Origin of the sequence: Paraburkholderia sp. BL10I2N1, from assembly GCF_004361815.1 — a bacterium.
Taxonomy (GTDB): Bacteria; Pseudomonadota; Gammaproteobacteria; order Burkholderiales; family Burkholderiaceae; genus Paraburkholderia.
Map to the genome: position 1 here is coordinate 1 of NZ_SNWA01000003.1, position 25,521 is coordinate 25,521.

Genomic DNA, 25,521 nt, shown 5'->3' on the forward strand with positions numbered 1-25,521 from the left:
GGCGCAATAGCGATAACGTGGCGGCATGGCCTGGTGCCGAGGCCAGCTTCATGGATGCCGGGGTGGCGGTCAGCGTGATCCACGGTGTCAAGCAGAGCGACGCGCCAGAGCGCTTCGAAGAGCTGAAAGCCGAGTTCTCGCGCGACACATCAGCCTATGCGCTGGCGGGGGCGTTCGGCGCACAAAAACCATTATCGATCCGCGCGATACCCGTAGTCATCTTATCGATACGCTCGATTGTCAAAGGCGTGCGCGTGATGCCGGCATGGCCCACCATGAAATGCGTGCCTGGCCCCACTTACATTTAATTTCGGGATACAGAAAGAGAATCGACCCATGACGTTACGCACCATTCGCTCGGAAATCACCGGAACGGTTTGGAAGATCAGTGCCGCCGAAGGCGACGTGCTCGCCGAAGATGATGTGATCATGGTCCTGGAATCCATGAAAATGGAGATCCCGGGTCGCGGCGCCCGACGGCGGCAAGCTGGTCAGGCTCCTGATCAATGAAGGGGACGCAGTGCGCGAAGGACAGGATCTCGCAAGCTTCGACGCCGATTAACTTCATCACTCAAATCACAGCATGAATACCTCATCAGACTGGATGGATCTCGATTCGCCCGAGGCGCCTTCGGTAGCCGCGGAATTGCGGCCGCGCGACAGTCTTCGCCCGCAGACGATACCGGACCAACTCGCCGAGCGGATCTATCGCCTGATCGCCAGTGGCGAATTCAAACCGGGGGATCGCATCCGCGAAGAAGACATGTCCGCGCGGTTTGACGTGAGCCGCGGTCCGGTTCGGGAAGCCTTGCGTATTCTCGAGAAAGATGGCGTCATCAGCATGATTCCCAATCGCGGCGCGCATGTGACGCGGTTGGCGGTCAAGGAAGTGAATGACATCTTTGAAATACGCAAGGCTCTCCATGGCCTGATGGTCAGGAAATTCATTTCTGTTGACGAAGCCCTGATTGCCGCTATGGACCGTGACGTTAGTGAGCTCGAGCGCCTTTCCGAAATGCCGGAAAAGGTGACCGAGTACGTCCGGATCAGCGCGCGGCTCAGCATGAGCATCGCGGCCAGATCGGATAACACCAAGCTCGCCGAGATGATTCGCTCGCTGGCACGGCAGACCATGCGTTACACGCAACTCGGGCTCGCTGATCCGACACGCCGGCTCGAATCGGCCAAAAACTGGCGCAGGGTTGCCAATGCCCTGAAAGCGGGTGATTTCGATGAAGCCGGCGCAGCCAGCGACCAGCTCATCGAGGATTCGCGCCATGAGGCCGTGAAGCAGCTGGAGGCAACGAACGCCATGTCGGACAAGCCAAAAACTGCAACCTGAGCAATTACCAAATCGCTTCTCCGAGAAAACCAATGCATCAACCTAAAATCGCCGGCCACGCCATTTCGTGGGCGTCGGCGCAGCATGGTAACCGTCCGGCGGTGATCATCCACGACCGTACCTACTCGTTCACCGAAGTCGAACGAAGAAGTAACCAGCTGGCCAACGCTTTGACCGGTTTGGGCTTGCGTCCAGGCGACCGTCTGGCAACCTTGCTCGGCAACTGTATCGAGAGTCTCGACAGCGTGTTCGGTGCGGAAAAAGCGGCGCAAACTTATGTCGCGCTCAATGCGCGCCACACATTGGCCGAGCACGTGGATATCCTGAACGACGCGGAGGCCACGACGCTCATCGTCGGCCCTGAATTCACCGGGCTCGCTTGTGCAATGCGCGCCCGGGTTCCCTCGCTGAGGCACATTATCGGTGTCAAGGTCGCTGATGGCGACGTGCTTGACTATGACGCCTTGCTGGAAGGCGCGAGCGATCGCTTCCCGGCACTCCCGATTGCGCCCGAGCTGCTGGTGCGCATAGCCTACACGTCGGGAACGACCGGCAAGCCGAAGGGCGTCGCCTACTCGGTCGAGCGCTGGTACACGCGCCTGACGAACCATTTCTACGCAATGGAGTTCGAGCTTGGCGTCGAGGACGCAATGCTCCATGTTGGTCCGTTGACGCATGCTGCGGGGGTTTATCTGTTGCCGTGCTATTTGCGCGGCGCGCGCAACGTGATCGCGGAAAAATTCGATGCCGCGCAGGTAATTGCGCTGGTCGAGCGCCATCGGGTGACCCAGTTGATGCTGGTGCCGACAATGCTCAAGCGTCTGCTCGAAGAACTCGACGCCGGTGCTGCCGCCGATCTGTCGTCACTGCGGCGCATCCATTACGGCACTGCGCCGACTCCGCTCGATACGGTCAAGCGTGCCATCACGAGGTTCGGTCCGATTCTTCGCCAGCAGTATGGGATGACAGAAGTGGTGCAACCTCTTTCCGTTCTCTATCCGCATGATCACGTCGTGGACGGCCCGGCTGACGAGACTGCGCGCACGCTCTCGTGCGGGCGTCCCACCATCAATGTCGATATCGCCATTCACGATGCAGACGGCAAGCCTGTGGCGACGGGGGAAGTCGGCGAGATCGCTGTCGCCCATTGGGGTATTGGTGAGGTCGCTTTCTGGCGCCGGCCGGACCTTGAAGAGCAGAGCATTCGCAACGGCTGGTACTACACCGGGGATCTCGGCAAGTTCGACGATGCCGGCTACCTGTACATCGTGGGTCGTAACAAGGACATGATCATCAGTGGCGGGTTCAACGTCTATTCGCGCGAAGTGGAAGATGCACTGTGCAGACATCCGTCCGTGCTTGATGCGGCCGTGGTTGGCATTCCGGATCGCGAATGGGGCGAACTGGTGGCAGCGTTCGTCGTGCTTCGCCCCGGTCAGACCCTGACAGCCGACGCATTTGGGCAGTACTGCGGCGAATTGATTGCCGGTTACAAGAAGCCGCGCGTGACTGAGTTCGTCGATGAACTCCCGCGCAACGGTTCCGGCAAAGTTTTGAAGAACGAGCTGCGCGCAAGCTACATGGCGAGGCATGGCATCACGCAGGAAGGAATCACAGCTGTCTATAGCTGATTGGGAAAGAGGTTTCAAATGGATGAAGCAACGATTACGGCATCGATGGAATGGGCACCTGAAATCGAAGAGATTTCCGCCCGGCGAACTGTTGCCTTGCAACTGGGAGGCGACGAAGCTATTGCCAGACAACATGCCAAGGGTAAGCTCACGGCCCGCGAGCGCATCGAGAAATTGCTCGACGCCGGCAGCTTTAGCGAATTCGGAATACTTGCCGGGACGGTGAAGTACGGCCCGGACGGCGTCCGGCAGTCGATGACGCCGAGCACCGCAATTTCCGGCGTCGGTCGGATCAACGGGCGCAAGACCGTCGTCGCAGCGGACGATTTCACGATCCGCGGCGGCTCTTCCGAGGGGGCAGTCGCCGAAAAATGGATCTACACGGATCGCTACGCCTGGGAATACAAGTTGCCGATCGTCCGCATGATCGACAGCGCGGGCGGCAGCGTCAAGCTACTGGATAAGCTGGGCCACACAAAGATTCCCGGCTATCCGTTGCTACCCATGACGCAGTTGCTTGGCGCAGTGCCTGTCGTCGGCATTGCGCTTGGGGCCTGTGCTGGATTAGGCGCTGTTCGTGTCGCGTCGTCCCACCTTTCGATCATGGTGCGCGGGCAAAGCCAGGTCTTTGCCGGCGGTCCGCCGGTAGTGAAGCAGGCGTTCGGCATCGACATCGACAAGGACGAGCTCGGCGGATACGACGCGGTCCATCGCCACAGCGGTGCGGTGAATCTTGCCGTGGACAGCGAAGAAGAGGCACTAGCCGCCGCGCAGCGATTTCTTTCCTATCTGCCGGTCAATGTTTGGGAACAGCCGCAGGTCGCCGCCTGTGCGGACGATCCGCAGCGTTGCGATCCCTGGCTCAATGACGCGATTCCGAGGAATTCGCGGAAGATTTTCAATCCACGAAAAATTCTGAAGTCGATATTCGATCATGGATCCCTGTTTGAAATTTCCCCGGATTTTGGCGGCTCAACCATCACGTGCTTCGCACGCTTGAACGGATACGCGGTCGGGGTCATCACCAACAATCCGTCAGTCGCTGGTGGCGCCCTCACGCGTAGTGCAGCATTGAAACTGGCGCGCTTTGTTGATCTGTGCGACACCTTCCACCTGCCGATCGTCAACCTGGTTGATCAGCCAGGTCTCATGACCGGACCCGACGCCGAGCGTATGGGAACGATCACGGCCGGCATGCAGGCCGTGAATGCAATTGAACAATCGAGCGTGCCCTGGCTCGCTATCGTGCTGCGCCGCTGCGTAGGCCTTGCCGGCGCCATGATCAGCCCCTGGCATGGACCGAGCGGGACCGCCCTGCCGCACCGCTATGCATGGCCGTCGGCGCGCTGGGGTTCGATCCCTATCGAGGGGGGTGTCGCCGCCGCCTACAAGACCGAAATTGAACAGGCGCCTGACCCGCTCGCCAGGCGCCAGGAAATCGAAGCCCATTACCACGCGATCGCCTCGCCATTTCGAACGGCCGAGCGATTTGGCGTTATCGACATTATCGAACCCGCCACGACACGGCCCCTGCTGTGCAACTGGGTCGAAGATGCCTATCACGTCGCGCGCCAACGGCTCGGACCGAAAGCGCGAACCATGCGGTGAGAGACTGGATAAGAGTCTGGACCAGACCGGCAGGCAATGCAGGAGCATCAACGGCGTGTCGGAGCAGTTGGACATGACGAGGAGCCGCATGCCTGGGTGCCCCGTTCCGCCGCCGCGCTAGGCAGACTGAATCAATACGGGCTCTTACCAAGGGCCTTCGGGATGAAAAAAATACGGCAAAGACTGTATTGCGTCCCGGAGTAGTTTCATAGACATAGTCCGGAGACTTCGATGAACTGGAAAAAATACCCGGCCGCCGTGCTGTTAGTACTGCTGGCGATGCACATACTGGCACAGGTCGACCGCAACGTGCTGCTCGGCTTCTCGCCACAAGTCACCAGGGAGCTGGCGATTGGCAACGCCCAATACGGTTTCCTCGTGGGCCCCGTGTGGGTCTTGAGTTACGGCTTCATGGCGATGTTCATGGGTACGTTGGCCGATCGCTTTTCACGCACGCGCGTGATCGCGGCGGGTGTGATGATCTGGAGCGTCTGCACCGTGGCGTCCGGTTATGCCCAGAATTTTGAACAGATGGTGGCCGCGCGCTTCCTGGTTGCCAGCGGTGAAGCCGCTTTGGTGCCGGCTGCGGTGGCGCTGCTGGCCGACCTCTTTCCGCCCCACCGGCGCGGCACTGCCATTAGTATCTTCTTCATGGGGATTCCTCTCGGCATCGGTGTCAGCTTCCTGCTGGCCGGCACGGTTGGCGCATCGCATGGCTGGCGCGAGACCTTCCACTGGCTCGGCATCGTCGGCCTCCTGATCGCAGTACCCCTGTCATTCCTGACGGAAGACCGCAGCAAGCTCGCTGCGCACGAGAAGGGCGCTCCGTTCCTGCCACAAATGCAGGCCGTCTGGTCTGCGGTGCGCAGCGTGCCGGCCTTGCGCATGACCATCGTTGGCTTCGTGATGGTGAATATGATGTTCCCGAGCCTCGCTTTCACGCAGATCTGGCTGGTCAACGAACGCGGCCTCGATGCCGCAGGCATGGCGACGCGTATCGGGGCCTTGCAACTGGTGTTCGGCACGCTCGGCGCGTTGATCGGGGGTGGCCTGGGCGATCGCTTTGCGCGCAAGTTCAAAAGTGGCCATGGCGGTTTCATGGCGCTGTTGATTGCCGTGTGCGCCCCGTTGATGATCGCTTACCGTTTTGCGCCGGCGGGTTCACTGCTGTTCTATCTCGGCATGTGCGCCGGGTTTTTTATGCCGCTGGCGGTGTACGGTCCGGCCACTACCCTGATACAGGGCCTGGTGCAGCCGTCCATGCGCTCATCCATTATCGGTTTCAGCATGTTGCTGCTTAACATCTTTGCGGTTGCCATCGCCAGCCTGGCGGTTGGCGCAATCAGGGATTATCTGGCCGCGAACGGCACCGTCGCCCCGTTCACCAAGGTATTGCTGACCACCGACATGCTGGCCATCTCGGCGTCGTTGTTCTTTGCTCTGGCAGCACGCCGCGTTCAAGGCTTGCAACTCGCCTGTCTCGGAAGGGTTAATTAAGCGATTCGTGGCGTCTACAGACCGTATGGCGTTCACTATTTTTCGAAGTCGCCCATAGCTGCGCATTTCCCGATAAGTGCGTCGTGTAAAGCGCCGATCTCGATCCCGCTGTTTCATGGCGGGCCACGCAACCGTGCGGCAACGCCCCGCATTCAGCACACCAATGGCACCCGGCATCGTCATCACGCGATGCCTCATTCTGTTTCGTTTTGCCTGAAAGTATTCGCATGCCCCGGCAGGGCAGGCCGCGCGCAGCGCCACTGCCGCACTGCCTCCGTGTTCGCATGCCAAGGAGTTGTTTTGGAAACGCTAGCAACCGAAGACTGGGTCTCACGCAGCCTGCGTGCCGTGTGGCACCCCTGCACCCAGATGAAGCACCACGAGCGCCTGCCGCTCGTGCCCGTTGCGCGCGGTCAAGGCGCATGGCTCTACGACCGCGCCGGCCATCGGTATGTCGACGCGATCAGCTCATGGTGGGTCAACCTGTTCGGCCACGCCAACCCGCGCATCAACGCGGCGCTGAAAGACCAGCTCGACACGCTCGAACACGCGATGCTCGCGGGCTGCACACATGAGCCCGCCATCGAACTCGCGGAGCGCCTCGGAGCGCTCACCGGCAACACGCTCGGCCACGCGTTCTTCGCGTCCGATGGCGCATCGGCGGTCGAGATCGCATTAAAGATGAGCTTCCACTCGTGGCGCAATCGCGGCTTCGCCGACAAACAGGAATTCGTCTGCGTCGCCAACAGCTATCACGGCGAAACCATCGGCGCGCTCGGCGTCACCGATGTCGCGCTGTTCAAGGACGCCTACGATCCGTTGATCCGCCACGCGCACGTCGTGGCGTCGCCCGATGCGCGCCTCGCGCAACCCGGTGAAACCGCCGCCGACGTCGCGCGCCGCGCGCTCGATCACGTTCGCTCGCTATTCGAAGCGCGCGCCACGAAAATCGCCGCGCTGATCGTCGAGCCACTGGTGCAATGCGCGGCCGGCATGGCGATGCACGATGCGTCGTATCTAGCCGGCTTGCGCGCACTATGCGATCAGCACGGCGTGCATCTGATCGCCGATGAAATCGCCGTCGGTTGCGGCCGCACCGGCACCTTCTTCGCATGCGAGCAGGCTGGCATCTGGCCGGACTTCCTGTGTCTGTCGAAAGGCATTAGCGGCGGTTACCTGCCGCTCTCGATCGTGCTTTCGCGCGATGAAATCTTCGCCGCCTTCTATCACGACGACACCGCGCGCGGCTTCCTGCACTCGCATTCGTACACCGGCAATCCGCTCGCCTGCCGCGCGGCGCTCGCCACGCTCGATCTGTTCGCGAGCGACAACGTCCTCGCCGGCAACGCGCGGAAGTCTACGAAACTGAAGGCCGCGCTCGCGCCGCTCGCCGAGCACAAGCAGGTGCGCAATCTGCGTCAGTGCGGCACGATCTTCGCGTTCGACGCAGTGATCGACGATGCTCAGCATGCCAAAACTTTCTCGCGCCGCTTCTTCGAAAACGCGTTGCAGCGCGAACTGCTGCTGCGCCCGATCGGAACCACGGTGTATCTGATGCCCCCTTACATTCTCGATGACGAAGAACTCGCGCTGCTTGCGTCGCGCACTCGCGAAACCTTCGAAGCCACGCTCGCGGAGGCCCGCTAATGCATCTGCTCGACACACTCACTGAAGGTCTCAAAGAAATCGACGAACGCGGCCTGCGCCGTCGCCGCCGTATCGCCGACACGCCGTGCGCCGCACACATGACGGTCGACGGCCGCGCGATGATCGGCTTTGCGAGCAACGACTATCTCGGCCTCGCCGCGCATCCGCAGCTCATCGAAGCGATCGCCGAAGGCGCGCGCCTGTATGGCGCGGGCAGCGGCGGTTCGCATCTGCTCGGCGGCCACTCGCGCGCGCACGCGCAACTCGAGGACGATCTCGCGGAGTTCACCGGCGGCTTCGTGGACGCGCCGCGCGCGCTCTACTTCAGCACCGGCTACATGGCCAATCTCGCGACGCTCACCGCGCTCGCGGGCCGCGGCACGACGCTCTTCTCCGACGCGCTGAATCACGCGTCGCTGATCGACGGCGCGCGCCTGTCCCGTGCCGACGTGCAGATCTATCCGCACTGCGATACGGAAGCGCTGAGCGCGATGCTCGACGCGTCGGATGCGGACGTGAAGGTGATCGTCTCCGATACCGTGTTCAGCATGGACGGCGACATCGCCCCGCTGCCGCGTCTGCTCGAACTCGCGGAACGGCATGGCGCATGGCTGATCGTCGACGACGCGCATGGTTTCGGCGTGCTCGGTCCGCAAGGCCGCGGCGCCATCGCAGCGGCCGCGCTGCGCTCGCCGAATCTGATTTCGATCGGCACGCTCGGCAAGGCGGCGGGCGTCTCGGGCGCGTTCGTCGCGGCGCATGCGACCGTGATCGAATGGCTCGTGCAGCGCGCGCGTCCGTACATCTTCACGACGGCGTCGGTGCCGGCCGCCGCGCATGCGGTGTCGGCGAGCCTGCGTATCATCGGCGGTGACGAAGGCGACGTGCGCCGTGCGCATCTTCAGCAGTTGATCGAACGCACCCGCGCGATGCTGAAGGCGACACCGTGGCTTCCGGTCGATTCGCACACCGCCGTGCAGCCGCTGATCATCGGCGCGAACGACGCCACGCTCGACATCGCAGCCACGCTCGATCGCGCGGGTCTGTGGGTGCCGGCGATCCGTCCGCCGACCGTGCCTGCCGGCACCTCGCGTTTGCGCATTTCGCTATCCGCCGCGCACTCGCAAGCGGATCTCGACCGGCTCGAAGCCGGCTTGCAACAGCTCGGAGCGAAAGCGGCATGAGTGGTTCGAGTCAACCCGCACTGTCCCTGTTCGTCACCGGCACCGATACGGAAATCGGCAAGACGTTCGTCTCCTCAGCGCTGTTGCGCGGCTTCGTGCGCGAAGGCCTGCAAGCCGCCGCGATGAAGCCGATCGCCGCAGGCGCATTCGAACTGAACGGCGTGCTGCATAACGGCGACGCGGATCAACTCGACGCCGCGTCGAACGTCTTGCTGCCACCCGACATGCGCACGCCGTATCTGCTGAAGGAACCGGCCGCGCCGCACATCGCGGCCGCGCTGGAAAACGTCACGCTCGATCTCGATCACATCGTCGCCTGTCATGCACAGGCTGTACAGCGCGCGGAGATCGTCGTCGTGGAAGGCGTCGGCGGCTTTCGCGTGCCGTTGACCGCGACGCAGGACACCGCCGACCTGGTCGTCGCGCTGAAGCTGCCGGTCGTGCTGGTAGTCGGCATGCGCCTCGGCTGCATCAGCCATGCACTGCTGACCGCCGAAGCGATCGCCGCTCGCGGGCTCACGCTCGCCGGCTGGGTCGCGAATCGCGTCGATCCGGACATGACGTTCCCCGATGAAAACATCGCGTCGATCCGCGAGCACCTCGCGCGCGAATACGATGCGCCGCTGCTCGGCATCGTGCCGCATCTGAGCCCGGCTTCGCCCGAGCTCGCGGCCGATCAGCTCGACATCAAGCGGCTTTTGCAGACGCTGCGGCATACGCAAACGCGTACGCAGCGCTGATCCATCATCACATCCATCCATGAGGATTGCCCCCGTGACGCAACTGAACATCGCTCCGACTTCCGCCGACGCGGCCGCCACCAGCCATAACGCAACCCCCGTCACCCCCGCCGCAGCCGGCGCGAAGCAGGTCGCGCGCTGGCGTGTCGCAGACATCGTCGAGCTGTACGAACTGCCATTCAACGACCTGATGTTTCGCGCGCAGCAAACGCATCGCGAGCACTTCGACGCGAACACCGTGCAACTGTCGACGCTGCTGTCGATCAAGACCGGCGGCTGCGAAGAAGATTGCGCGTACTGTCCGCAGTCGGTGCATCACGACACCGGCCTGCAAGCCGACAAGCTGATGCCGGTCGATGAAGTGCTCGCGGCCGCGAAGGTCGCCAAGGAAAACGGCGCGACGCGTTTCTGCATGGGTGCCGCATGGCGCAATCCGAAGGACCGCCACCTCGAACCGATCAAGGACATGATCCGCGGCGTGAAAGCCATGGGCCTCGAAACCTGTGTGACGCTCGGCATGCTCGAAACGCATCAGGCGCAAGGGCTGCGCGAAGCTGGTCTGGACTATTACAACCACAACCTCGATACGTCGCCGGAGTTCTACGGCCAGATCATTTCGACGCGCACGTATCAGGACCGTCTCGACACGCTCGAACGCGTGCGTGACGCGGGCATCAACGTGTGCTGCGGCGGGATCGTCGGCCTGGGTGAATCGCGCCGCGAACGCGCCGGCCTGATCACGCAACTGGCAAACATGGAGCCGTATCCGGAATCGGTGCCTATCAACAATCTGGTACAGGTGGAAGGCACCCCGCTGACCGGCACCGAAGCAATCGATCCGTTCGAATTCGTGCGTACGATCGCGGTAGCGCGCATCACCATGCCGCGCGCAATGGTGCGTCTGTCGGCGGGCCGCGAGCAGATGAACGAAGCGTTGCAGGCGCTGTGCTTCCTCGCCGGCGCGAATTCGATTTTCTACGGCGATCAACTGCTGACCACGAGCAATCCGCAAGCGGAAGCCGACCGCAAGCTGCTCGAGCGTCTCGGCATTCGCGCCGAGGCCGCGCAACAGATGCCGCTTGAGCAGAGCGGTTGCGAGCATGGCTGCGACAAGCAAGCGGCTACGGATTAACCGTGTGGCGCGAGGCACAGCGTAACCAGGGCGGTAACCTGTGGCATATCAGTAACTCGCTGGGTCCGCCATCCGGGCGTGACCCAAGCAAAAGAGGTCTCCGGAATTCCCGGCGCGGTTCAATGCAGTGACTTTGAGGTGGTCCGTCATGAATCACTAAGACACCCCCCAACTCAGAAACAGACAGGTAGCGTAACAAAAGTCAGCGGTGGAGACTCATTTAAGACGCGGACGTGGATAGTTCGTGTCATTGGAGATTTTGTCATTGCCAGCGCGCTGGCAGACAGCCTTACTTAAAGGCTGTTAGGTCGCGCGGCCGGATGCCATTCGCCGCGCAATACGCGGCGTAGCGATCCCAACCACTGCGCCAGTTCTCAATCGCGATCACCTGTTTCCGTTCGTCCAAGAACAGTAACTCTCCTTGAATAATGTTAAGCGTAACGATGTCCTCGTCGCCCGGGAGCGCCTGCGGCGTGTGGCTCGACCCCGCCACTTCATATACCACGCTGCCCGTGCTAGCGATCCACTCGTGCTCACGATACTTCCACCTGCCCTGGACCGTGTAGACAATCACTGTGCCAGTGTGATGGTGTTGCGGCATCTGGCCGGTGGCGGGCGCCTTCAGCAACGCGATCGTCTCGCCGCGGATCGGATCGAGTTTGAAATATTTCACGAAGACTTGGTCGCTGTAGGGGCTGAAGGGAACCCAAGGGATGTCTGCATCCTGGACGCAGGCCGTTTCGATCTGTTCAAAAAGCATGGTGTAGCTCCAAGCATGTTGTTGTTCAGGTCATTGTAGACGCCGGAAACGCTGGCTGATATTTGCGTTTGGTGCGACTTGCATCGTCGGCGATCGAACGACCGTTGTCAGGGGCGGAGCCGCCACCTGAATGCCGGGATGACCGCGCGGGCGAACGGCGGTTCATGGCCGATTGCACCAGTTCGATGAACGCTTTACAGAGCCGACGTTGGAATCCTCAACGGCAGCTTTCCGGCGGTTTGTGTGAACGCGTACTGCCGGCCAGGAACGGCCCGTCACGATCTGTTCGCGAACGTCAACTCATGAGGGGCGAGCGGCCCTTCGACGCGGCGATGCCTCGATCGATAGCTGCACCTGGAAGCGGTCGATGAGCTTTCGACGCCTCGACGACGCTCGCCAGTGACGCCGATCATTTACCGTAACGGTATTGAGGGCATAATGTCATCCGTGCGGCCCACCAGCTCCGACTTTGAAAGAAAGGTCAATATGGCGGCCTCTGAAAAAATTGCCCAACACTTTCCGCGAACCCTCCGTTACGGAACGGGAGAAGGGACCCACGTCTAATTCCATTTCTAATTCAATAATGTAATAATAAGTGCACCTTCACCATATCGAAGGATGTGCGATGGTTCGTCGAGCGAGTGGCGGCGAAGTTCTCGAACAAGCTAAGCGGCTCGTGGTCGAGGCCAGGACGATGGATGAGTTGCGGCAGGCACAAGCGGTACTGTTGCCGCTCGAATTCGGGCTGACACTGGCGCAGACGGCGCAAGCGATTGGTGTGTCGGTTGGCTGGGCCTGTCAGTTGCGCCGGCGCTTCATCCTGGCCGGCGGGCTGCCCGAGGCCGACCGCCCCATGCCTGGTGGTCGCCGCCGGGAGAATATGACGAGGAAAGAAGAAGCGGCCTTTCTTGCGCCTTTCTTCGAGAAGGCCAGGGTGGGCGGCATCCTGGTGGTCGGCGAGATCAAGCAGGCGCTGGATGAACGGCTGGGACGCAAGGTCGCCCTCGCTTCGGCCTACAACCTGCTACACCGTCATGGCTGGCGCAAGCTGGCACCCGACAAGCGACACCCGCAGGCCGATGTGGCCGCCCAGGAAGCCTGGAAAAAAAACTCCCCGACGTCCTCCTCGAAATCGACCACGCGTGGCCAGGCCAGGGGCCGATCCGCTTGATGTTTCAGGACGAAGCGCGCTTCGGTCGTATCTCTGACACACGGCGTTGCTGGTGCCCCAAACCGGTTCGCCCATTATGCCAGGCAATGGTGACGCAGGAATATACCTACGCTTATGCCGCCGTCTGCGTGACTGATGGCGCGCTCGACTCGCTGATCCTGCCGCACGTCAACGCCGCGTGCATGCAACTGTTTCTCGATGAGGTCTGCGCGCGCCATCCAGACGAACGGATCGTGATGGTCCTTGACGGTGCCGGGTGGCATCAGAGTACCTCCCTCAGGCTGGCCCACAACCTGCGCCTGCTCACGCTCCCGCCGTATTCACCCGAGCTCAATCCCGTTGAACATCTTTGGGACGACCTGCGAGAAAAGTCCTTTCACAACCGTGTCTTCGACAGTATCGATGCGCTCGAATGCCATCTGTCCGACTCGCTTCGTAACCTTGAGCTCGACCATCAACGCGTTCGTTCCATCGTCGCGTGGCCGTGGATCATTGATTCACTGTTGAATTAGAAATGGAATAAGAATTGATCTCGTAGAGTGCGAGACAGCGGGGGCGCAATTCAAATAGACAGATGAAAAGAATCTATACGTACAGGGGCTTCGAGATCGCGGTGGAGCTTGAACCAGTGTGGGAAGCGTCTGGCAACGTTACATTGCTGCCACCGCGTGGTTTTATCACCGTCGTGCAGATCAAAATGATTGGCGCTACTCGACCGACGGTTGCGCCGATACGCCTGATGGCAGACATTCATCGGCCCTTCGCGACGGAAGCCGAGGCGCTCATGGCAGGGTTCAGCGCCGGACAGCGGGTCGTAGACGACACGCTTGCCCCGTGAACGTACTTCATCGCGATGATTGAACGTTGGACGAAGGCAACGTCGGCGGTGGGTTGGGGTACCGCTTACTTTCGGTCATGCATGGTGGTATCAGGCGGCGCAGGGTGAAGCCGATCCAGTCTTGCCAGTAGTGCCGAACCCCGTTCCACAACGCGACGAGGCACATCAGGAAGCGCCAGTACCGTGCGAATGCGCGTTCGCCAATATTCCACGTGCATCACGGCACTTGAATGTTCTGTCCGGTGGCTGACACCTAGGTGTTCCAACTGGGAAATCACGGCCTCGATATGATCCAATTCCTGCTGCGCATGGTCGTGCCAAGACATAGCCACCTCGCCCAGAAGGCTCGCCTTATCGCTTCATCGTCCGCCACATTGTCAATGTCGGGTCCGGGTCCAGTGGCACCAGTCGTGGTGGTCCAGGTTCCGGAGGAGCTGTCGTCGACGGTGCTCGCGCCGATAGTGGCCGGCCACGAGCACTGATGCGATCATCAGCACAAACGAGCCCATCACAATGCCTACCCACGAGTCGCTCATTTCACCCTCCTGCGCGGTTGCCGTTACCGACTCAGGCGATCCACCGGAGCCCGTCGATCCGGGCCGCAGGCTTCCATCGCCATCCCTGTTGTACAGTGAACCGGCCGCAGGCCAGCTCACCTCCGTCGTCCCGCTGCAAGCCTGGTTGTTTCACTGCAGGTGCTGGCCGCCATTGATCGCGATGTTGGCTCCGGTCACGAAAGCCGCCTCACGCGAGCACAGGTACAGAACAAGCGCGGCCACTTCGTCCGGCTGCCCGAGGCGGCCGACCGGAATCTGCGGAATGATCTTGCTGTCCAGAATGTCCTGGGGCACCGCGGTGACCATCTTCGTGGCGATATAGCCGGGCGAGATCGTGTTGACGGTGACGCCTTTCTTCGCCACTTCGAGCGCCAGTGACTTCGTGAAACCATGCATGCCAGCTTTGGCGGCCGCGTAGTTCGTCTGACCGAATCCGCCCTTGCAGCCAATGATCGACGACACGTTGATGATGCGGCAACAGCCTCGTTCAACCATGCTGTCGCACCACGGCTTCGTTGAACACCGAGTCGAGGTTGGTGCGGATCACCGCATCCCAATTGACCTTGTCGAGCTTCCTGAAGCCCGCATCCCGTGTAATGCCGGCGTTATTGATCAGGATGTCGACCGGGCCAACTTCCGCCTTGATCCGCTCCGCGCATAGTTGGCACGAGTCGTAGTCGGCGACATCGACGGCATATGAGCGGAACCGCTGCCCGCCGGCCTCCATGCGGGCCAGCCACCGGTCTGCACCGGTATTCTGTGGCGCGCAGGTGACCACCACGGTATAGCCACCGTCGCGCAGTCTGATGCTGATCGCTTCGCCGAGTCCGCCCATCCCGCCTGTGACCAGGGCAACCTGCTTCGTCATCTCACTTGTCTCCGGTGAATGGAGGCGATCCTCGCCCATACAAAACGGCGATGCTCGCCTGCTGACTGTCCAGATGTCCAGATGCGCCAACGTCCAAAGGGTTCCTTTGCATGACGCAACTGACTGACGCGGGCGCCAGGCCCGCTTCGGCGGCTATCGCCTGGCGCCCGCCGACGCCTGCTCGGCAGTGCGCCGGGCAGTCTTCGATGCAGCGGTCGCGACGGCGTCAAAGGTGCTTTCGGCGACTTGCACCGCTTGCCGACTGGTTTTCTGCAGGGTTTCGACCAGCGCATGGGCGGCGCCAATCGCCGACTTCCATCCAGCGATGGCGGCTTCGGAACCGGCCGGTGCGCTTCTCGCAACCCCCTCGACTAGCGTTTGCACCCGGCGGTTGTACGCTTCGTATTGCGTCTGCACGACCTGCGCGAATTCGCCCTGGGTGGCCGACACTATCTCGAACAGCTGACGGCTGTACGACTGCACCTTTTCTGCCGTCGGCGCAACGGGTGCAGCTTGCAGCCCGAGCCACTCTTGCGGATCCTTCACGGAGAACGCTTTCAGCGCGTTCTGCTGAGTTTCCGCCAGCGTCGACTGGATCGTTTTCAGATTCAGTTCGGCCAGCCTTTCTATCCCCACGACTGCATTGGTGGCCAGCCCGTAAGCGGTATCAAGGCTGGGCTTCTGGGATGCTGCAATCTGCTCTGGGGTCGATAGATTCATCGCGAAACTCCTGGGGGGGCGCTGCGGTCGTGTGGATGGACTGGCGGGAAGCACGAGTGCAATGCGGACTGTGCATTGCACTCGCCAGGATGATTAATAGTATTACTAATTGTGTTCCTGACTCAGTTATTCCGACGATAAGGAACCGCATTGCTTGCCCGGCGGACGCGAGTGCTGCGTTTTATGGCGCGGACAATGATCCGCTGACGAAAGTCATCAGCCGAACCGCGTGACAGCCTTGAGTATGGAAACGCCGTCGCTGGTTATCTGGGGACGTTGCTGGCCGGATGGGAGTGTTTCCAATGCGACGAGTTGGTGTTCGAGCAAGATATCCAGATCTGAACGATCCAGCCCGAGTTGATCGGGAGCGTCCTTGACCAGCATCAAGGTTGCGAACTCATGAGGGCTCAGCATTTTTGTCTCCTGTTGATAGGTATCAATTTGCTGGAAAGCTCAACCGTTCTCGCGTGACGACCGTGACCGCGTCTCGCGAAATGTGACTTTGCGCAAGACTCACGCTAACCGGATGCCGACTGCGCGCCCGGGAGGTCATCTTAATGTGTCCCCATCCACACGATCAATATGTGGGATTTAACTTTTTTCTTACAATTGCATTCGAAGGGTGGGCCGCCACCTGCACGCATGTAGGCTTGCGCCCCGTCATTAAAGGCGCTTGAAGATTTTCAGACGTACGGTTCGCCAGCTTGTCGCACGGTCGTTCACGAGGGTAAACGACAACTCAGCTTGGCTGACAATAGTAGGTGCCCGGAATCTGAAGTACAACATCTTTCCCGCATAAACTGTACGTCCCGTCGAGGCGCTTCCGCATTTCGTGGGGCAAGTTGCTACATCGCCTCAGGCGTCACCAGTCGCCGGTTCTGGAGCATCCAGGCTAACGTCGTGATTGCGACCGGAGGCATGGGCGGATAGGCTCGATCGAAAACCCCGGCGTCGACTACCGGCGTCTCATGTTGTGCCGAAAGCCGCCATCCATTGGCTCAAGCTTAATGGCGCTTGTGGGTCGTTCACTGCCGTTGCGTGACGGGCAAAGCTGCCGTTCGCCCGAACTGCTCGTATGTTGTCAGCTGAACGGCCTATACCAGCCGTTCAATTGTTGATGGGCCAACGGCTGCAATGGCCGATGACTTGTCCTCGCGTGGCGGTACGGAATGACCGTTCCACTCAGATAGCTTGCCTTGCCACTCCGACTGCGCGACCGGCAGTGGATGAACGAATAACCAGAGGCGGCCCCGTTTCTCGCGTCCGTGGGAATCGTGCGAGGGCGTTAACTGAAAACTCCTTGATCAGCCGGTCGCCTTTAGGACGCCCGCTGCAATCCCCCGCAAAGGCTCACTTTCCGGCCCCCGCTTGAATGAGCAGACGCAACTAACCGTCTTTTGCCGCCATGTGCCCGCCACCCCGCAAACCCGGTCTTCAACGCGGCTCGCAGCGCTACACGGCAGCTCATGTGCCCGGCACATGTCTGCCGCCTGTTCTGCTACATTCTGGGATGAGCGACACCAGGTTAAAAGTTCGCCGCGGGATTCGGGAGATAAGCATGGACGTGATTGAGTTGATGCCAGATGTGGCAGCGGACCGACGCGAAATTTCATTTCGCCTGTCAGGTCAATGCGAGGTTGCCTGTGCCATCACGCGGGAAGCGCTCGAAGCTCAATTCTGGTTACCCGCCGGGGCCGACCAGGTCCGCATGCTCAAGGCCTTTGCTGACGGACGGCGCCGCATTATCGCGGTCGCCGAAAGAAAAGTCCGTCTGCATCCGGGCGAACGGGTCAGGCTCATCGCCGACGATTTCCTGATCAAACGTTGAGTCGCCGGCGGCCGCCCACCGGCCGATAGTGGCGCAGGAACCGGCTCCGGGCCGTCATCGCCCGGGGCGCCGCCTGCGTTACCAGTCTATCCGGTGCTTCTCATCGGTCTCCGTAGACCGCAATAAATCTGTCAACACCCGGGTGTAGATGCGGCGCGGCAAAGCGTGAGCGCGGTGACACTTTTATATACCGTTGGATGAGAGTGAACCAAACCGTGGGAGGTCAGTTCACGCCGCTCGGCGCACACTCGGCGAGTTTGTAGCTGCAGAAGTCGTGGTCAACACGGCGAGTTTCTCAACCGACAATTCTTTGTTGAGAACAGCTACTCTGACCTGTGCCAGGCAGTGCGCTCCCTCGTCCGTCCATCGCATTTGTTGCTTCTTCGCCATGCGATGGCTGACCACCAGGTTCACCGCAGACTCGGCAATGCTGCTACTGATCGGTAGTCCCTTGTGATAACGCATGCCATAGTTCACGAGCGTACCGGCGTTATTCTCGATGTAGAAGTACAGGCGGCGCAGGTTCCAGTACAACGTCGAGTACTCGTAGCCTTCCTTCGCCGACAGCGTGGCATCCATGGCCTTGATGCGGGACACCGATTGCCGGCCCTTTCCATGCCAGACCAGCCACTTGGCGTGATCGATCTCTGTCTCTACAGCGATTCGCTCGTGAGGCTCTATCGTCTGGCTTCCGAACACCGAGTTCTTGGCAGCCTTGAACTTCATCGCGATGTGAAACCAGTCCAGGATCCTTCCCCTGGCGATCTGGCTGCCGTCCACAGCCTTGCCGAATTCGCCAGCGTCATCGCTGATCACGGTGACTCGCTCGTCTGGAGCCACGCCGCTTGAAAAGAGAAATTGGTCCAGGCGGGCGGGCGCCGATGGCACCAGCTTATGCACGTACGCGTAGAGACGCGGGTTGCGATCAGCGAGAGTTGCACGACCCGCAACGATGTTGACATGGCGATCCCTCGTCAACTTCTGCGCCCAAGGCGATTTCAGCTCCGCAAGATCGCGCGCCGCTTTGCGGCTCTTAGGGCTGCTGCTGAAGCTCAGCCACGCCGAGTCGACGCTCACGCAGCCGACGGTCGTCGATTCGCGAACCTGCTCTCCGGTGACCGGTTTTGGTCCAGACGCGATATCGCGGTTGATCTGCGCGTCGAGCGCGCTGCCTACGGCGAGGATTCGACGGCGGGTACTACCGAAGGAAATCCCTTTGTCCAGTGGAAGGACCTCTCGAAGCAGCTCAGTGGCCTGGCGGTACGGTAGATGGGCGGCCCACTTGGCCTGCAGGTACTCCAATTCCGGCGTCACACGCTGGTGAAGAGCCTTGCACAGCGGGCTTAAAGAGCGGCGCGGTTGTCCTTGCTTCGCCGCACAGCTGCATGCCCAGAGCCTTGGACTCGGCACGTCGACCTTGCCAAACACGGTTCGCAGCACGATCGATCGGGCGTCCTTGTGCGCAAGCATCGAGCCACAAAGGTGGCAAGCCATTTGGCTCTTCATCCACCCGGCAGTCTGCTCCGGCACAAGAATCGATTGAATCTCGGCGAGCAAGGCACGACCTTCGGCAAGGGTCAGTCCCAGGTCGGCGAGGCTGCGGTCTTTTCGTTCCACCACAGCGACAATCGTTGTATCAGTCGCGCTTTCTTCCCCACCCTCCAGGCGGGCCTCGATGATCAGGCGCATAGCAACTCCAATCGGTTGGCAACGTCGCCAGCGTAGCTGAAACGGCAAGCGTGCCGCGCGCGGGCTCGCTGAGCTCTTTTCTCCGGAACTTCAGATTCCAGGCGCCACATCCGATCCGGTGCGACGCCGTCACGCCGTCACGCCGTCGATGACATTCTCATGATGCGGGACACCGATTGCCGGCCCTTTCCATGCCAGACCAGCCACTTGGCGTGATCGATCTCTGTCTCTACAGCGATTCGCTCGTGAGGCTCTATCGTCTGGCTTCCGAACACCGAGTTCTTGGCAGCCTTGAACTTCATCGCGATGTGAAACCAGTCCAGGATCCTTCCCCTGGCGATCTGGCTGCCGTCCACAGCCTTGCCGAATTCGCCAGCGTCATCGCTGATCACGGTGACTCGCTCGTCTGGAGCCACGCCGCTTGAAAAGAGAAATTGGTCCAGGCGGGCGGGCGCCGATGGCACCAGCTTATGCACGTACGCGTAGAGACGCGGGTTGCGATCAGCGAGAGTTGCACGACCCGCAACGATGTTGACATGGCGATCCCTCGTCAACTTCTGCGCCCAAGGCGATTTCAGCTCCGCAAGATCGCGCGCCGCTTTGCGGCTCTTAGGGCTGCTGCTGAAGCTCAGCCACGCCGAGTCGACGCTCACGCAGCCGACGGTCGTCGATTCGCGAACCTGCTCTCCGGTGACCGGTTTTGGTCCAGACGCGATATCGCGGTTGATCTGCGCGTCGAGCGCGCTGCCTACGGCGAGGATTCGACGGCGGGTACTACCGAAGGAAATCCCTTTGTCCAGTGGAAGGACCTCTCGAAGCAGCTCAGTGGCCTGGCGGTACGGTAGATGGGCGGCCCACTTGGCCTGCAGGTACTCCAATTCCGGCGTCACACGCTGGTGAAGAGCCTTGCACAGCGGGCTTAAAGAGCGGCGCGGTTGTCCTTGCTTCGCCGCACAGCTGCATGCCCAGAGCCTTGGACTCGGCACGTCGACCTTGCCAAACACGGTTCGCAGCACGATCGATCGGGCGTCCTTGTGCGCAAGCATCGAGCCACAAAGGTGGCAAGCCATTTGGCTCTTCATCCACCCGGCAGTCTGCTCCGGCACAAGAATCGATTGAATCTCGGCGAGCAAGGCACGACCTTCGGCAAGGGTCAGTCCCAGGTCGGCGAGGCTGCGGTCTTTTCGTTCCACCACAGCGACAATCGTTGTATCAGTCGCGCTTTCTTCCCCACCCTCCAGGCGGGCCTCGATGATCAGGCGCATAGCAACTCCAATCGGTTGGCAACGTCGCCAGCGTAGCTGAAACGGCAAGCGTGCCGCGCGCGGGCTCGCTGAGCTCTTTTCTCCGGAACTTCAGATTCCAGGCGCCACATCCGATCCGGTGCGACGCCGTCACGCCGTCACGCCGTCGATGACATTGGTCAAGTCGACGGAAATTGCCTCCCACGGTTTGGTTCACTCTCATTGACAGCAACACGCCAGCGTCATCGTGCCGGATAAGGAGTGTTCCAGTCGGACGGACTATCGCGGGAAGACGACGGAAGTGAGCAGCCTGCGACGCCAGAATCGCCGATCGCGGGGAAGACCTCGCTAGAATAGTCGAATTGTTACAGTACTTTTTCAGACAACATGAGTTCCAGGCGAGGCGGGACAGGTGTTTCGCGGCCGCGAAAGCACCTCACAAAAGCGATGTTATTGCCGATGGACCAAGCGTCGGCGCGGGAGCAATCGTTGACCTCCCATCTTGCCCTCGTTGCGTGCCGCGACGGTCATGGCAACGGGCATCTGTTTAACGAGCTGATGCGAACCGTGTACCTCGCATGGTTTCTCCAGCAGGACGGTTACGGAAGCGAACCGGTTGGACGGTTCAAGGCGGCAGAATATGCCGTGGAAGCGGCGCTCGAACTGGCCCATGAGGCAAACGAGTGGGTGCTTGCGAAAGATGCTGTTCCCGCTTTTGAGAGCCTGTTAGCGTTGCACGATGTGCAGCTCGCCACCGTACCGCTGCACAAAATAATCAGCGCAGAACGTCGGCTGAGGCAATTTCTCGCCGGAACCGCGAGTTCGCCTGTTCCAGACGTAGATCAGGGTGGAATGTCGTAGCTGCCTTTATAGGCAGTCGCGAAAAGATTGCGGAGATTCAGGCAGGATAACCGATCATTTAGGTCTGCCGCACGCCAGGTCAGGATCCCCGATCGGCGAACACTTTCAGGGGCAACAGATATTTGCACCCCCTCGGGCCCGTGAGGTGCTCTCCGTCCGTACGGTGGTAGCAATGGATGCGTGGACGTGCTTGCCGGCCGCGGTGGTCGGGACGCGTTGAAAAGGTGGGACTGGCGCGTTCGGCTTTTGACCGGCCTCGCAACAAGGTCGCCGTTTTCTCGCGTGATCAGGAAGCTCGGGCGGGGTACCACGATTAACGCCGAGGTTGCGCCGGACCGACCAGGCGCAGTACCGCGACGAATGCCCGACAAGCCTGTTGAGGCTGCGGCAAGGCTCTCCAATCGGGCCAATCGCTTGATTGGTGCGGTGCAGCAATTTCTGTTAGAATTCCAGTCTGAGGTTTCAACGCGCTGTTTTCTCGCGCTGTTCCAACCGGCCCGCTCATACAACCAGGCCGCGTCCGTTGCTCGTTGCGATCTGCAACTCATGCCCGCCTGCAGCCGTGAATGTCGGGGCGCGCCCGCCCCGGTGCGGGTAGCCGCTGGTCTCGCTATCGCCGGGCAAACCCTGTCCAGGAGAATGTATGGCACGTATTGATCGCGAAGATTCAGCGTCAGACTCCGTCGCATCTGCGCCGAAGGTTGCGGGCCGCCGCGCATCGAGGGATAAGGCTACCGTAGCCTTGCTCTCGATGGACGCAGTGTCCACGGTGTTGCAGGACGAAGAGCGGCAGCGCCAGATGCGCGCACTCATCCAATTGGGGAAGGAGCGCGGCTACCTGACTCACGCCGAAATCAACGATCACTTGCCGGACAACTTCGCGCACACCGCTGCCATCGAAACCATTGTCAGCACCTTCAATGACATGGGCGTAGCGGTCTACGAGCAGAGGCCCGACGCCGAGACGCTGTTGCTGAGCGGCGCTGCGCCGGCGGCGGTGTCGGACGACCAGGCTGACGAGGAAGCGGAAGTCGCGCTTTCCACGGTCGACTCTGAATTCGGGCGCACGACCGATCCCGTGCGGATGTACATGCGTGAAATGGGCGCGACCGAATTGCTGACTCGCGCGGGCGAGGTTGAGATTGCAAAGCGCATCGAAGACGGCCTTCACGCAATGATCCAGGCAATTGCGGCGTGCCCGGCGACTGTCTCCGCGATCCTTGCGAGCGTAGAGCAGATCGAGGCCGGTGAACTGTGCATCGACGAACTGGTTGACGGTCTCAATGAAGACTCCACTGACATACCGGATATCGACGCCGACACCGTCGATGACGACGAGGAAGGCGATGAAGACTGCGATGAAGACAGCGAGCCTGGAGAGGACGATCCGGCGAAGGCGAACGAAGCGCGTCTGAAACAGCTCACGAGCGACAGCCTCGCGATATTTGCGCGAGTGCGCGAGCTGTTCGATCAGATTCCGCGTGCCGATGCTGCGCAAGGTAAGGGCCACGCTGCCTTCGCACGCATATGCGAAGCGGTCCGGCATGAACTGGCGCCCATCCGCTTCACGGCGCGAACCATCGATCGACTGTGTGCCGACGTGCAGCAACAGGTCGCGCAGGTGCGCACGGTGGAGCGGCGTGTTTTACACATTGCCGTTGACCGGTGCGGGATGCCACGCGAGAAGTTCGTCGCGTCGTTTCCGGGGCATGAAACCGATCCTGGATGGACTGAACGCACGGCCGCGGCGTCGCGCGAGTATGGCGCCGCGCTCGAACGCAGTCTGCCTGCGATTCAGGCTGAACAGCAGAAGCTGATCGATATCGAAGCGAACGCCGGACTGCCGCTGCAACAGTTGAAGAAGATCAACCGGCAGATGATGGCGGCGGAGTCGAAAATGCGGCAGGCGAAGCGCGAGATGATTGAGGCTAACCTGCGCCTCGTGATCTCCATTGCGAAGAAGTACGTGAACCGCGGCATGCATTTTCTGGATCTGATTCAGGAAGGCAATATCGGCCTGATGAAAGCCGTCGACAAATTCGAATATCGACGCGGCTGGAAGTTTTCGACTTACGCAACGTGGTGGGTGCGGCAAGCCGTCACGCGTTCGCTTGCGGATCAGGCGCGCACGATTCGCGTGCCAGTGCATATGATCGAATCGATCAACAAGCTCAACCGATTTTCACGCGAGATCCTGCAGCAGACGGGACACGAGGCTCATCCTGCGGCGCTGGCGCAGCGCATGGAACTGCCGGAAGAGAAGGTTCGCGGCATGTTAAAGGTCGCCCGACAGCCCGTGTCGCTCGAGACGCCGGTGGGCGAAGACGCCGACGCAACGCTTGGCGATATGATCGAAGATCCGATGGCGGCATCGCCTGCGGACGCGGCCGTGCAGGCAAACCTGCGCGCTGCGATCGATGAGGCGCTCGATGCGCTGTCGCCGCGTGAGGCGAAAGTGCTACGGATGCGTTTCGGGATCGATACCGCGTCCGACCATACGCTCGAGGAGCTCGGCAAACAGTTCGACGTGACGCGCGAACGGATCCGGCAGATCGAAAGCAAGGCGATACGAAAACTGATGCACCCGGGTCGTGCCGACAAGCTACGGCAATTTCTCGACCATTGAGCCACAGACCCGGGCATCGGGGTGTTGCGTTGTCCGGGAGGGCGGGAACCGCAGTCCACCGTCGAACAGGAACCTGGCGATTCTTCGGGCGCACCGGGGCCAGGCCACCTTGATGCGCTTCATGCGTCATTGCAGAACAGGTCGTGGCACGCTACCACCGACTCACAACAGGACTGCCTGCTGCAAAAGTTCCAGCGCCTTCAATTCGTCCAGTCGACCGGTGCGTGCCTTACCTGCCAGCGTCTTGATCAAGGCTTCCGCGATCGGTTCGATACCGTGAAGATTGTCCAGGCTCGTCACGGAAGCGAAGGGAAGCGGCACCGGATTGCGCTGCGCTGTTGCAGTGACGGTGAGCGACTCCGGGGTTGCTGGTGCGGCTGCCGGGAGTTCGCCATCACGCTCTTCCGGTGAGCGACCCGCAGGCTCGTCAGGAACGTCATTGACATGACCCTGCTGGCTGACGACGGCCGTTGGCGTTTCTTCTACGACATGCGCCGAAACGGGTAGGGCGCTTTCCCGCTCTGTCCGCCCGCCCGCCCGCGCACGTCCCGTGTGCGCCTTCGTATCGGCGGCTTTCTCCGGCGCGCCATCCTTCGTTGGGGCCGCGAGCGGCTCGTGTTGTTGATCGGATGCACGACCGCGCGAAGCAGGCGTGAGCAAACGCGACACCGACTCCGGAATTTCGGCTTCGGAGCGCGGCGTGTCCAGCCAGCCAGTTGGCAAACCAAGTCGCTCCGTGAAACGGTTTGCTTCGACACCGTCCATGCGTTTCTTGCCATATAGCCGATGGGCCATGTTGGATCCGCTCATCGCCATGACTACACCAAGCCTTGCTTTCGATCCGTTGCGACCCGTGAGAATGTGGAGGTTAGCGCGTCGAATGTTCTCTACCGCGGCGCTGTCGTCTAATGCCAGCGCTTGCTGTTGGGTTGTTCCAGGCGATGTCCTGTGTGTCGAGGGTGAACCTTTTCGCTGCGCATGAGGGGTAGGCGGTTCGGCCATCTGGCTTCGACTATTCCTGACGGCTCTGGGCGACCCGCCAGTTGCTTTCTTCGGCATTTGCGCTTCCTCGGACAAACTATCTTTAAGAAATGGTTGCTGGCCGCCGTTCAGGGCGGAAGCCGGCATGGGTGTTTCCGACACTGCTTCTGGTTCGTCGTCTGTTTGAACGAAGTCGAGCGGTGCTTTCAGGCGGGCGATGGTTTCGGCCGCGAGCGCAGGATTGGGCTGGTCAAAGAAACCGTGAGGCAACCCAAGCGTGGTTTCCATGTGAAAGGCGGTCTCGGGCGTGAACCTCTCGCCCTTCGTCAGTTCGGCCACTCGCGCCATGTTCGATCCAAGTCCCAGGGCGATATTCTCTGCACCCACCGTATCGACCAGGAACTGGAACGATCGGGTTTTGAAAATGGAGGCAGTCTGGGCGGAGTCTCGCGCAGGTGCATTCACGTACGGTTGTCTCTGCCGGTTGGACTGAGATTTCTTGACGTGACGAGGTTGGCGCTGGCCGCTGTCCCGAGATCCCGCATATCGTCCGCGGGGTTGACTCATAAAGTAGGGCTCCATGCGATCATTGGTGTT

22 protein-coding genes and 3 pseudogenes are annotated in these 25,521 nt (G+C 60.9%); 17 read left to right on the forward strand and 8 right to left on the reverse strand.

What is annotated here, in order from left to right:
* From B0G77_RS43650 to bioB, 11 genes and pseudogenes are all read left to right on the forward strand, one after another.
* Nucleotides 1–308, forward strand: a pseudogene (locus tag B0G77_RS43650) (methylmalonyl-CoA carboxyltransferase); the annotation flags it as partial.
* 28 nt (nt 309–336) lie between these two features.
* Nucleotides 337–510 (forward strand): acetyl-CoA carboxylase biotin carboxyl carrier protein subunit, encoded by a 174-nt coding sequence (locus B0G77_RS37740; RefSeq protein WP_243751443.1) that lies wholly within the window; start codon nt 337–339, stop codon nt 508–510.
* The gene (locus B0G77_RS44955) at nt 503–562 is read left to right on the forward strand and encodes a hypothetical protein (RefSeq protein ID WP_243751505.1); all 60 of its coding nucleotides are present in this window, start codon (nt 503–505) and stop codon (nt 560–562) included. Before B0G77_RS37740 ends, B0G77_RS44955 begins: the two co-directional genes overlap by 8 nt.
* A 42-nt stretch (nt 563–604) precedes the next feature.
* On the forward strand, nt 605–1,342 hold the full coding sequence (locus tag B0G77_RS37745) for a GntR family transcriptional regulator (protein WP_166656361.1): 738 nt from the start codon (nt 605–607) through the stop codon (nt 1,340–1,342).
* Between the two features lie 32 nt (nt 1,343–1,374).
* Nucleotides 1,375–2,973, forward strand: coding sequence for an AMP-binding protein (locus B0G77_RS37750; protein ID WP_133667054.1), 1,599 nt, complete (start codon nt 1,375–1,377; stop codon nt 2,971–2,973).
* Nucleotides 2,974–2,991: 18 nt separating this feature from the next.
* Nucleotides 2,992–4,581 carry a carboxyl transferase domain-containing protein gene (locus tag B0G77_RS37755; RefSeq protein ID WP_243751444.1) on the forward strand — a complete coding sequence of 530 codons (1,590 nt, stop codon included), beginning with the start codon at nt 2,992–2,994 and terminating at the stop codon, nt 4,579–4,581.
* A gap of 231 nt (nt 4,582–4,812) precedes the next feature.
* Complete coding sequence (locus B0G77_RS37760) at nt 4,813–6,078, forward strand: MFS transporter (protein WP_133667055.1); 1,266 nt, start codon at nt 4,813–4,815, stop codon at nt 6,076–6,078.
* Between the two features lie 300 nt (nt 6,079–6,378).
* A complete protein-coding gene (bioA, locus tag B0G77_RS37765; protein ID WP_133667056.1) occupies nt 6,379–7,725 on the forward strand; it encodes an adenosylmethionine--8-amino-7-oxononanoate transaminase in 1,347 nt (448 codons plus the stop codon).
* Nucleotides 7,725–8,909 (forward strand): 8-amino-7-oxononanoate synthase, encoded by a 1,185-nt coding sequence (gene bioF / locus B0G77_RS37770; RefSeq protein ID WP_133667057.1) that lies wholly within the window; start codon nt 7,725–7,727, stop codon nt 8,907–8,909. The genes bioA and bioF overlap by 1 nt, the downstream gene beginning before the upstream one ends.
* Nucleotides 8,906–9,649: a dethiobiotin synthase gene (bioD, locus tag B0G77_RS37775; protein ID WP_133667058.1), complete on the forward strand. Its 744-nt coding sequence runs from the start codon at nt 8,906–8,908 to the stop codon at nt 9,647–9,649. The genes bioF and bioD overlap by 4 nt, the downstream gene beginning before the upstream one ends.
* A gap of 34 nt (nt 9,650–9,683) precedes the next feature.
* Complete coding sequence (gene bioB / locus B0G77_RS37780; protein ID WP_133667059.1) at nt 9,684–10,781, forward strand: biotin synthase BioB; 1,098 nt, start codon at nt 9,684–9,686, stop codon at nt 10,779–10,781.
* Nucleotides 10,782–11,070: 289 nt separating this feature from the next.
* Here bioB and B0G77_RS37785 read toward each other — a convergent pair whose 3' ends face one another.
* Entirely contained in the window at nt 11,071–11,541 is a 471-nt protein-coding gene (locus B0G77_RS37785) for a 2,4'-dihydroxyacetophenone dioxygenase family protein (protein WP_133667060.1), read from the reverse strand.
* 694 nt (nt 11,542–12,235) lie between these two features.
* Here B0G77_RS37785 and B0G77_RS45645 point away from each other — a divergent pair.
* From B0G77_RS45645 to B0G77_RS37800, 3 genes and pseudogenes are all read left to right on the forward strand, one after another.
* Nucleotides 12,236–12,640 (forward strand): annotated as a pseudogene (locus tag B0G77_RS45645) (winged helix-turn-helix domain-containing protein); the annotation flags it as partial.
* The gene (locus tag B0G77_RS44965) at nt 12,580–13,224 is read left to right on the forward strand and encodes an IS630 family transposase (RefSeq protein ID WP_243751506.1); all 645 of its coding nucleotides are present in this window, start codon (nt 12,580–12,582) and stop codon (nt 13,222–13,224) included. The pseudogene B0G77_RS45645 and the gene B0G77_RS44965, both read left to right, overlap by 61 nt.
* 62 nt (nt 13,225–13,286) lie before the next feature.
* Complete coding sequence (locus B0G77_RS37800; RefSeq protein WP_133667061.1) at nt 13,287–13,550, forward strand: hypothetical protein; 264 nt, start codon at nt 13,287–13,289, stop codon at nt 13,548–13,550.
* Between the two features lie 377 nt (nt 13,551–13,927).
* Here B0G77_RS37800 and B0G77_RS43655 read toward each other — a convergent pair whose 3' ends face one another.
* The 4 genes and pseudogenes from B0G77_RS43655 to B0G77_RS37815 all read right to left on the reverse strand — a co-directional run bounded on the left by B0G77_RS43655 (nt 13,928) and on the right by B0G77_RS37815 (nt 16,109).
* Complete coding sequence (locus B0G77_RS43655) at nt 13,928–14,086, reverse strand: hypothetical protein (protein ID WP_166656362.1); 159 nt, start codon at nt 14,084–14,086, stop codon at nt 13,928–13,930.
* A gap of 150 nt (nt 14,087–14,236) precedes the next feature.
* A pseudogene (phbB, locus tag B0G77_RS37805) lies at nt 14,237–14,975 on the reverse strand (acetoacetyl-CoA reductase).
* Between the two features lie 153 nt (nt 14,976–15,128).
* Complete coding sequence (phaP, locus tag B0G77_RS37810) at nt 15,129–15,695, reverse strand: TIGR01841 family phasin (protein WP_133667062.1); 567 nt, start codon at nt 15,693–15,695, stop codon at nt 15,129–15,131.
* 216 nt (nt 15,696–15,911) lie between these two features.
* Entirely contained in the window at nt 15,912–16,109 is a 198-nt protein-coding gene (locus tag B0G77_RS37815) for a hypothetical protein (RefSeq protein WP_133667063.1), read from the reverse strand.
* A gap of 1,144 nt (nt 16,110–17,253) precedes the next feature.
* On the opposite strand from B0G77_RS37815, the gene B0G77_RS37820 reads away from it, so the two are divergent.
* Nucleotides 17,254–17,523 (forward strand): DUF1488 family protein, encoded by a 270-nt coding sequence (locus tag B0G77_RS37820; RefSeq protein WP_133667064.1) that lies wholly within the window; start codon nt 17,254–17,256, stop codon nt 17,521–17,523.
* Between the two features lie 228 nt (nt 17,524–17,751).
* Here B0G77_RS37820 and B0G77_RS37825 read toward each other — a convergent pair whose 3' ends face one another.
* Together B0G77_RS37825 and B0G77_RS37830 are read right to left on the reverse strand one after the other, a co-directional pair.
* Nucleotides 17,752–19,212 (reverse strand): ISKra4 family transposase, encoded by a 1,461-nt coding sequence (locus tag B0G77_RS37825; RefSeq protein ID WP_133667065.1) that lies wholly within the window; start codon nt 19,210–19,212, stop codon nt 17,752–17,754.
* 137 nt (nt 19,213–19,349) lie between these two features.
* Nucleotides 19,350–20,477: a hypothetical protein gene (locus B0G77_RS37830; RefSeq protein WP_133667066.1), complete on the reverse strand. Its 1,128-nt coding sequence runs from the start codon at nt 20,475–20,477 to the stop codon at nt 19,350–19,352.
* A 468-nt stretch (nt 20,478–20,945) separates the two neighbouring features.
* Here B0G77_RS37830 and B0G77_RS37835 point away from each other — a divergent pair, with 468 nt between their 5' ends.
* Complete coding sequence (locus B0G77_RS37835; protein WP_243751445.1) at nt 20,946–21,317, forward strand: hypothetical protein; 372 nt, start codon at nt 20,946–20,948, stop codon at nt 21,315–21,317.
* A gap of 643 nt (nt 21,318–21,960) precedes the next feature.
* On the forward strand, nt 21,961–23,943 hold the full coding sequence (gene rpoD, locus B0G77_RS37840; protein WP_133667068.1) for an RNA polymerase sigma factor RpoD: 1,983 nt from the start codon (nt 21,961–21,963) through the stop codon (nt 23,941–23,943).
* Nucleotides 23,944–24,105: 162 nt separating this feature from the next.
* Here the strand turns inward: rpoD and B0G77_RS37845 are convergent, their stop codons facing one another.
* Nucleotides 24,106–25,491 (reverse strand): hypothetical protein, encoded by a 1,386-nt coding sequence (locus B0G77_RS37845; RefSeq protein WP_133667601.1) that lies wholly within the window; start codon nt 25,489–25,491, stop codon nt 24,106–24,108.
* Nucleotides 25,492–25,521: the final 30 nt, after the last annotated feature.

What these genes read in the sequence shown, in the direction of transcription:
- B0G77_RS37760 (WP_133667055.1), top strand. Translation starts at nt 4,813, where the DNA reads ATGAACTGGAAAAAATACCCGGCCGCCGTGCTGTTAGTACTGCTGGCG.
- rpoD (WP_133667068.1), top strand. Translation starts at nt 21,961, where the DNA reads ATGGCACGTATTGATCGCGAAGATTCAGCGTCAGACTCCGTCGCATCT.
- B0G77_RS37800 (WP_133667061.1), top strand. Translation starts at nt 13,287, where the DNA reads ATGAAAAGAATCTATACGTACAGGGGCTTCGAGATCGCGGTGGAGCTT.
- phaP (WP_133667062.1), bottom strand. Translation starts at nt 15,695, where the DNA reads ATGAATCTATCGACCCCAGAGCAGATTGCAGCATCCCAGAAGCCCAGC.
- B0G77_RS37825 (WP_133667065.1), bottom strand. Translation starts at nt 19,212, where the DNA reads ATGCGCCTGATCATCGAGGCCCGCCTGGAGGGTGGGGAAGAAAGCGCG.
- B0G77_RS37740 (WP_243751443.1), top strand. Translation starts at nt 337, where the DNA reads ATGACGTTACGCACCATTCGCTCGGAAATCACCGGAACGGTTTGGAAG.
- B0G77_RS37830 (WP_133667066.1), bottom strand. Translation starts at nt 20,477, where the DNA reads ATGCGCCTGATCATCGAGGCCCGCCTGGAGGGTGGGGAAGAAAGCGCG.
- bioD (WP_133667058.1), top strand. Translation starts at nt 8,906, where the DNA reads ATGAGTGGTTCGAGTCAACCCGCACTGTCCCTGTTCGTCACCGGCACC.
- B0G77_RS37755 (WP_243751444.1), top strand. Translation starts at nt 2,992, where the DNA reads ATGGATGAAGCAACGATTACGGCATCGATGGAATGGGCACCTGAAATC.
- bioF (WP_133667057.1), top strand. Translation starts at nt 7,725, where the DNA reads ATGCATCTGCTCGACACACTCACTGAAGGTCTCAAAGAAATCGACGAA.
- B0G77_RS37820 (WP_133667064.1), top strand. Translation starts at nt 17,254, where the DNA reads ATGGACGTGATTGAGTTGATGCCAGATGTGGCAGCGGACCGACGCGAA.
- B0G77_RS37750 (WP_133667054.1), top strand. Translation starts at nt 1,375, where the DNA reads ATGCATCAACCTAAAATCGCCGGCCACGCCATTTCGTGGGCGTCGGCG.
- B0G77_RS37785 (WP_133667060.1), bottom strand. Translation starts at nt 11,541, where the DNA reads ATGCTTTTTGAACAGATCGAAACGGCCTGCGTCCAGGATGCAGACATC.
- B0G77_RS37845 (WP_133667601.1), bottom strand. Translation starts at nt 25,491, where the DNA reads ATGAGTCAACCCCGCGGACGATATGCGGGATCTCGGGACAGCGGCCAG.
- B0G77_RS37745 (WP_166656361.1), top strand. Translation starts at nt 605, where the DNA reads ATGGATCTCGATTCGCCCGAGGCGCCTTCGGTAGCCGCGGAATTGCGG.
- B0G77_RS43655 (WP_166656362.1), bottom strand. Translation starts at nt 14,086, where the DNA reads ATGAGCGACTCGTGGGTAGGCATTGTGATGGGCTCGTTTGTGCTGATG.
- B0G77_RS37815 (WP_133667063.1), bottom strand. Translation starts at nt 16,109, where the DNA reads ATGCTGAGCCCTCATGAGTTCGCAACCTTGATGCTGGTCAAGGACGCT.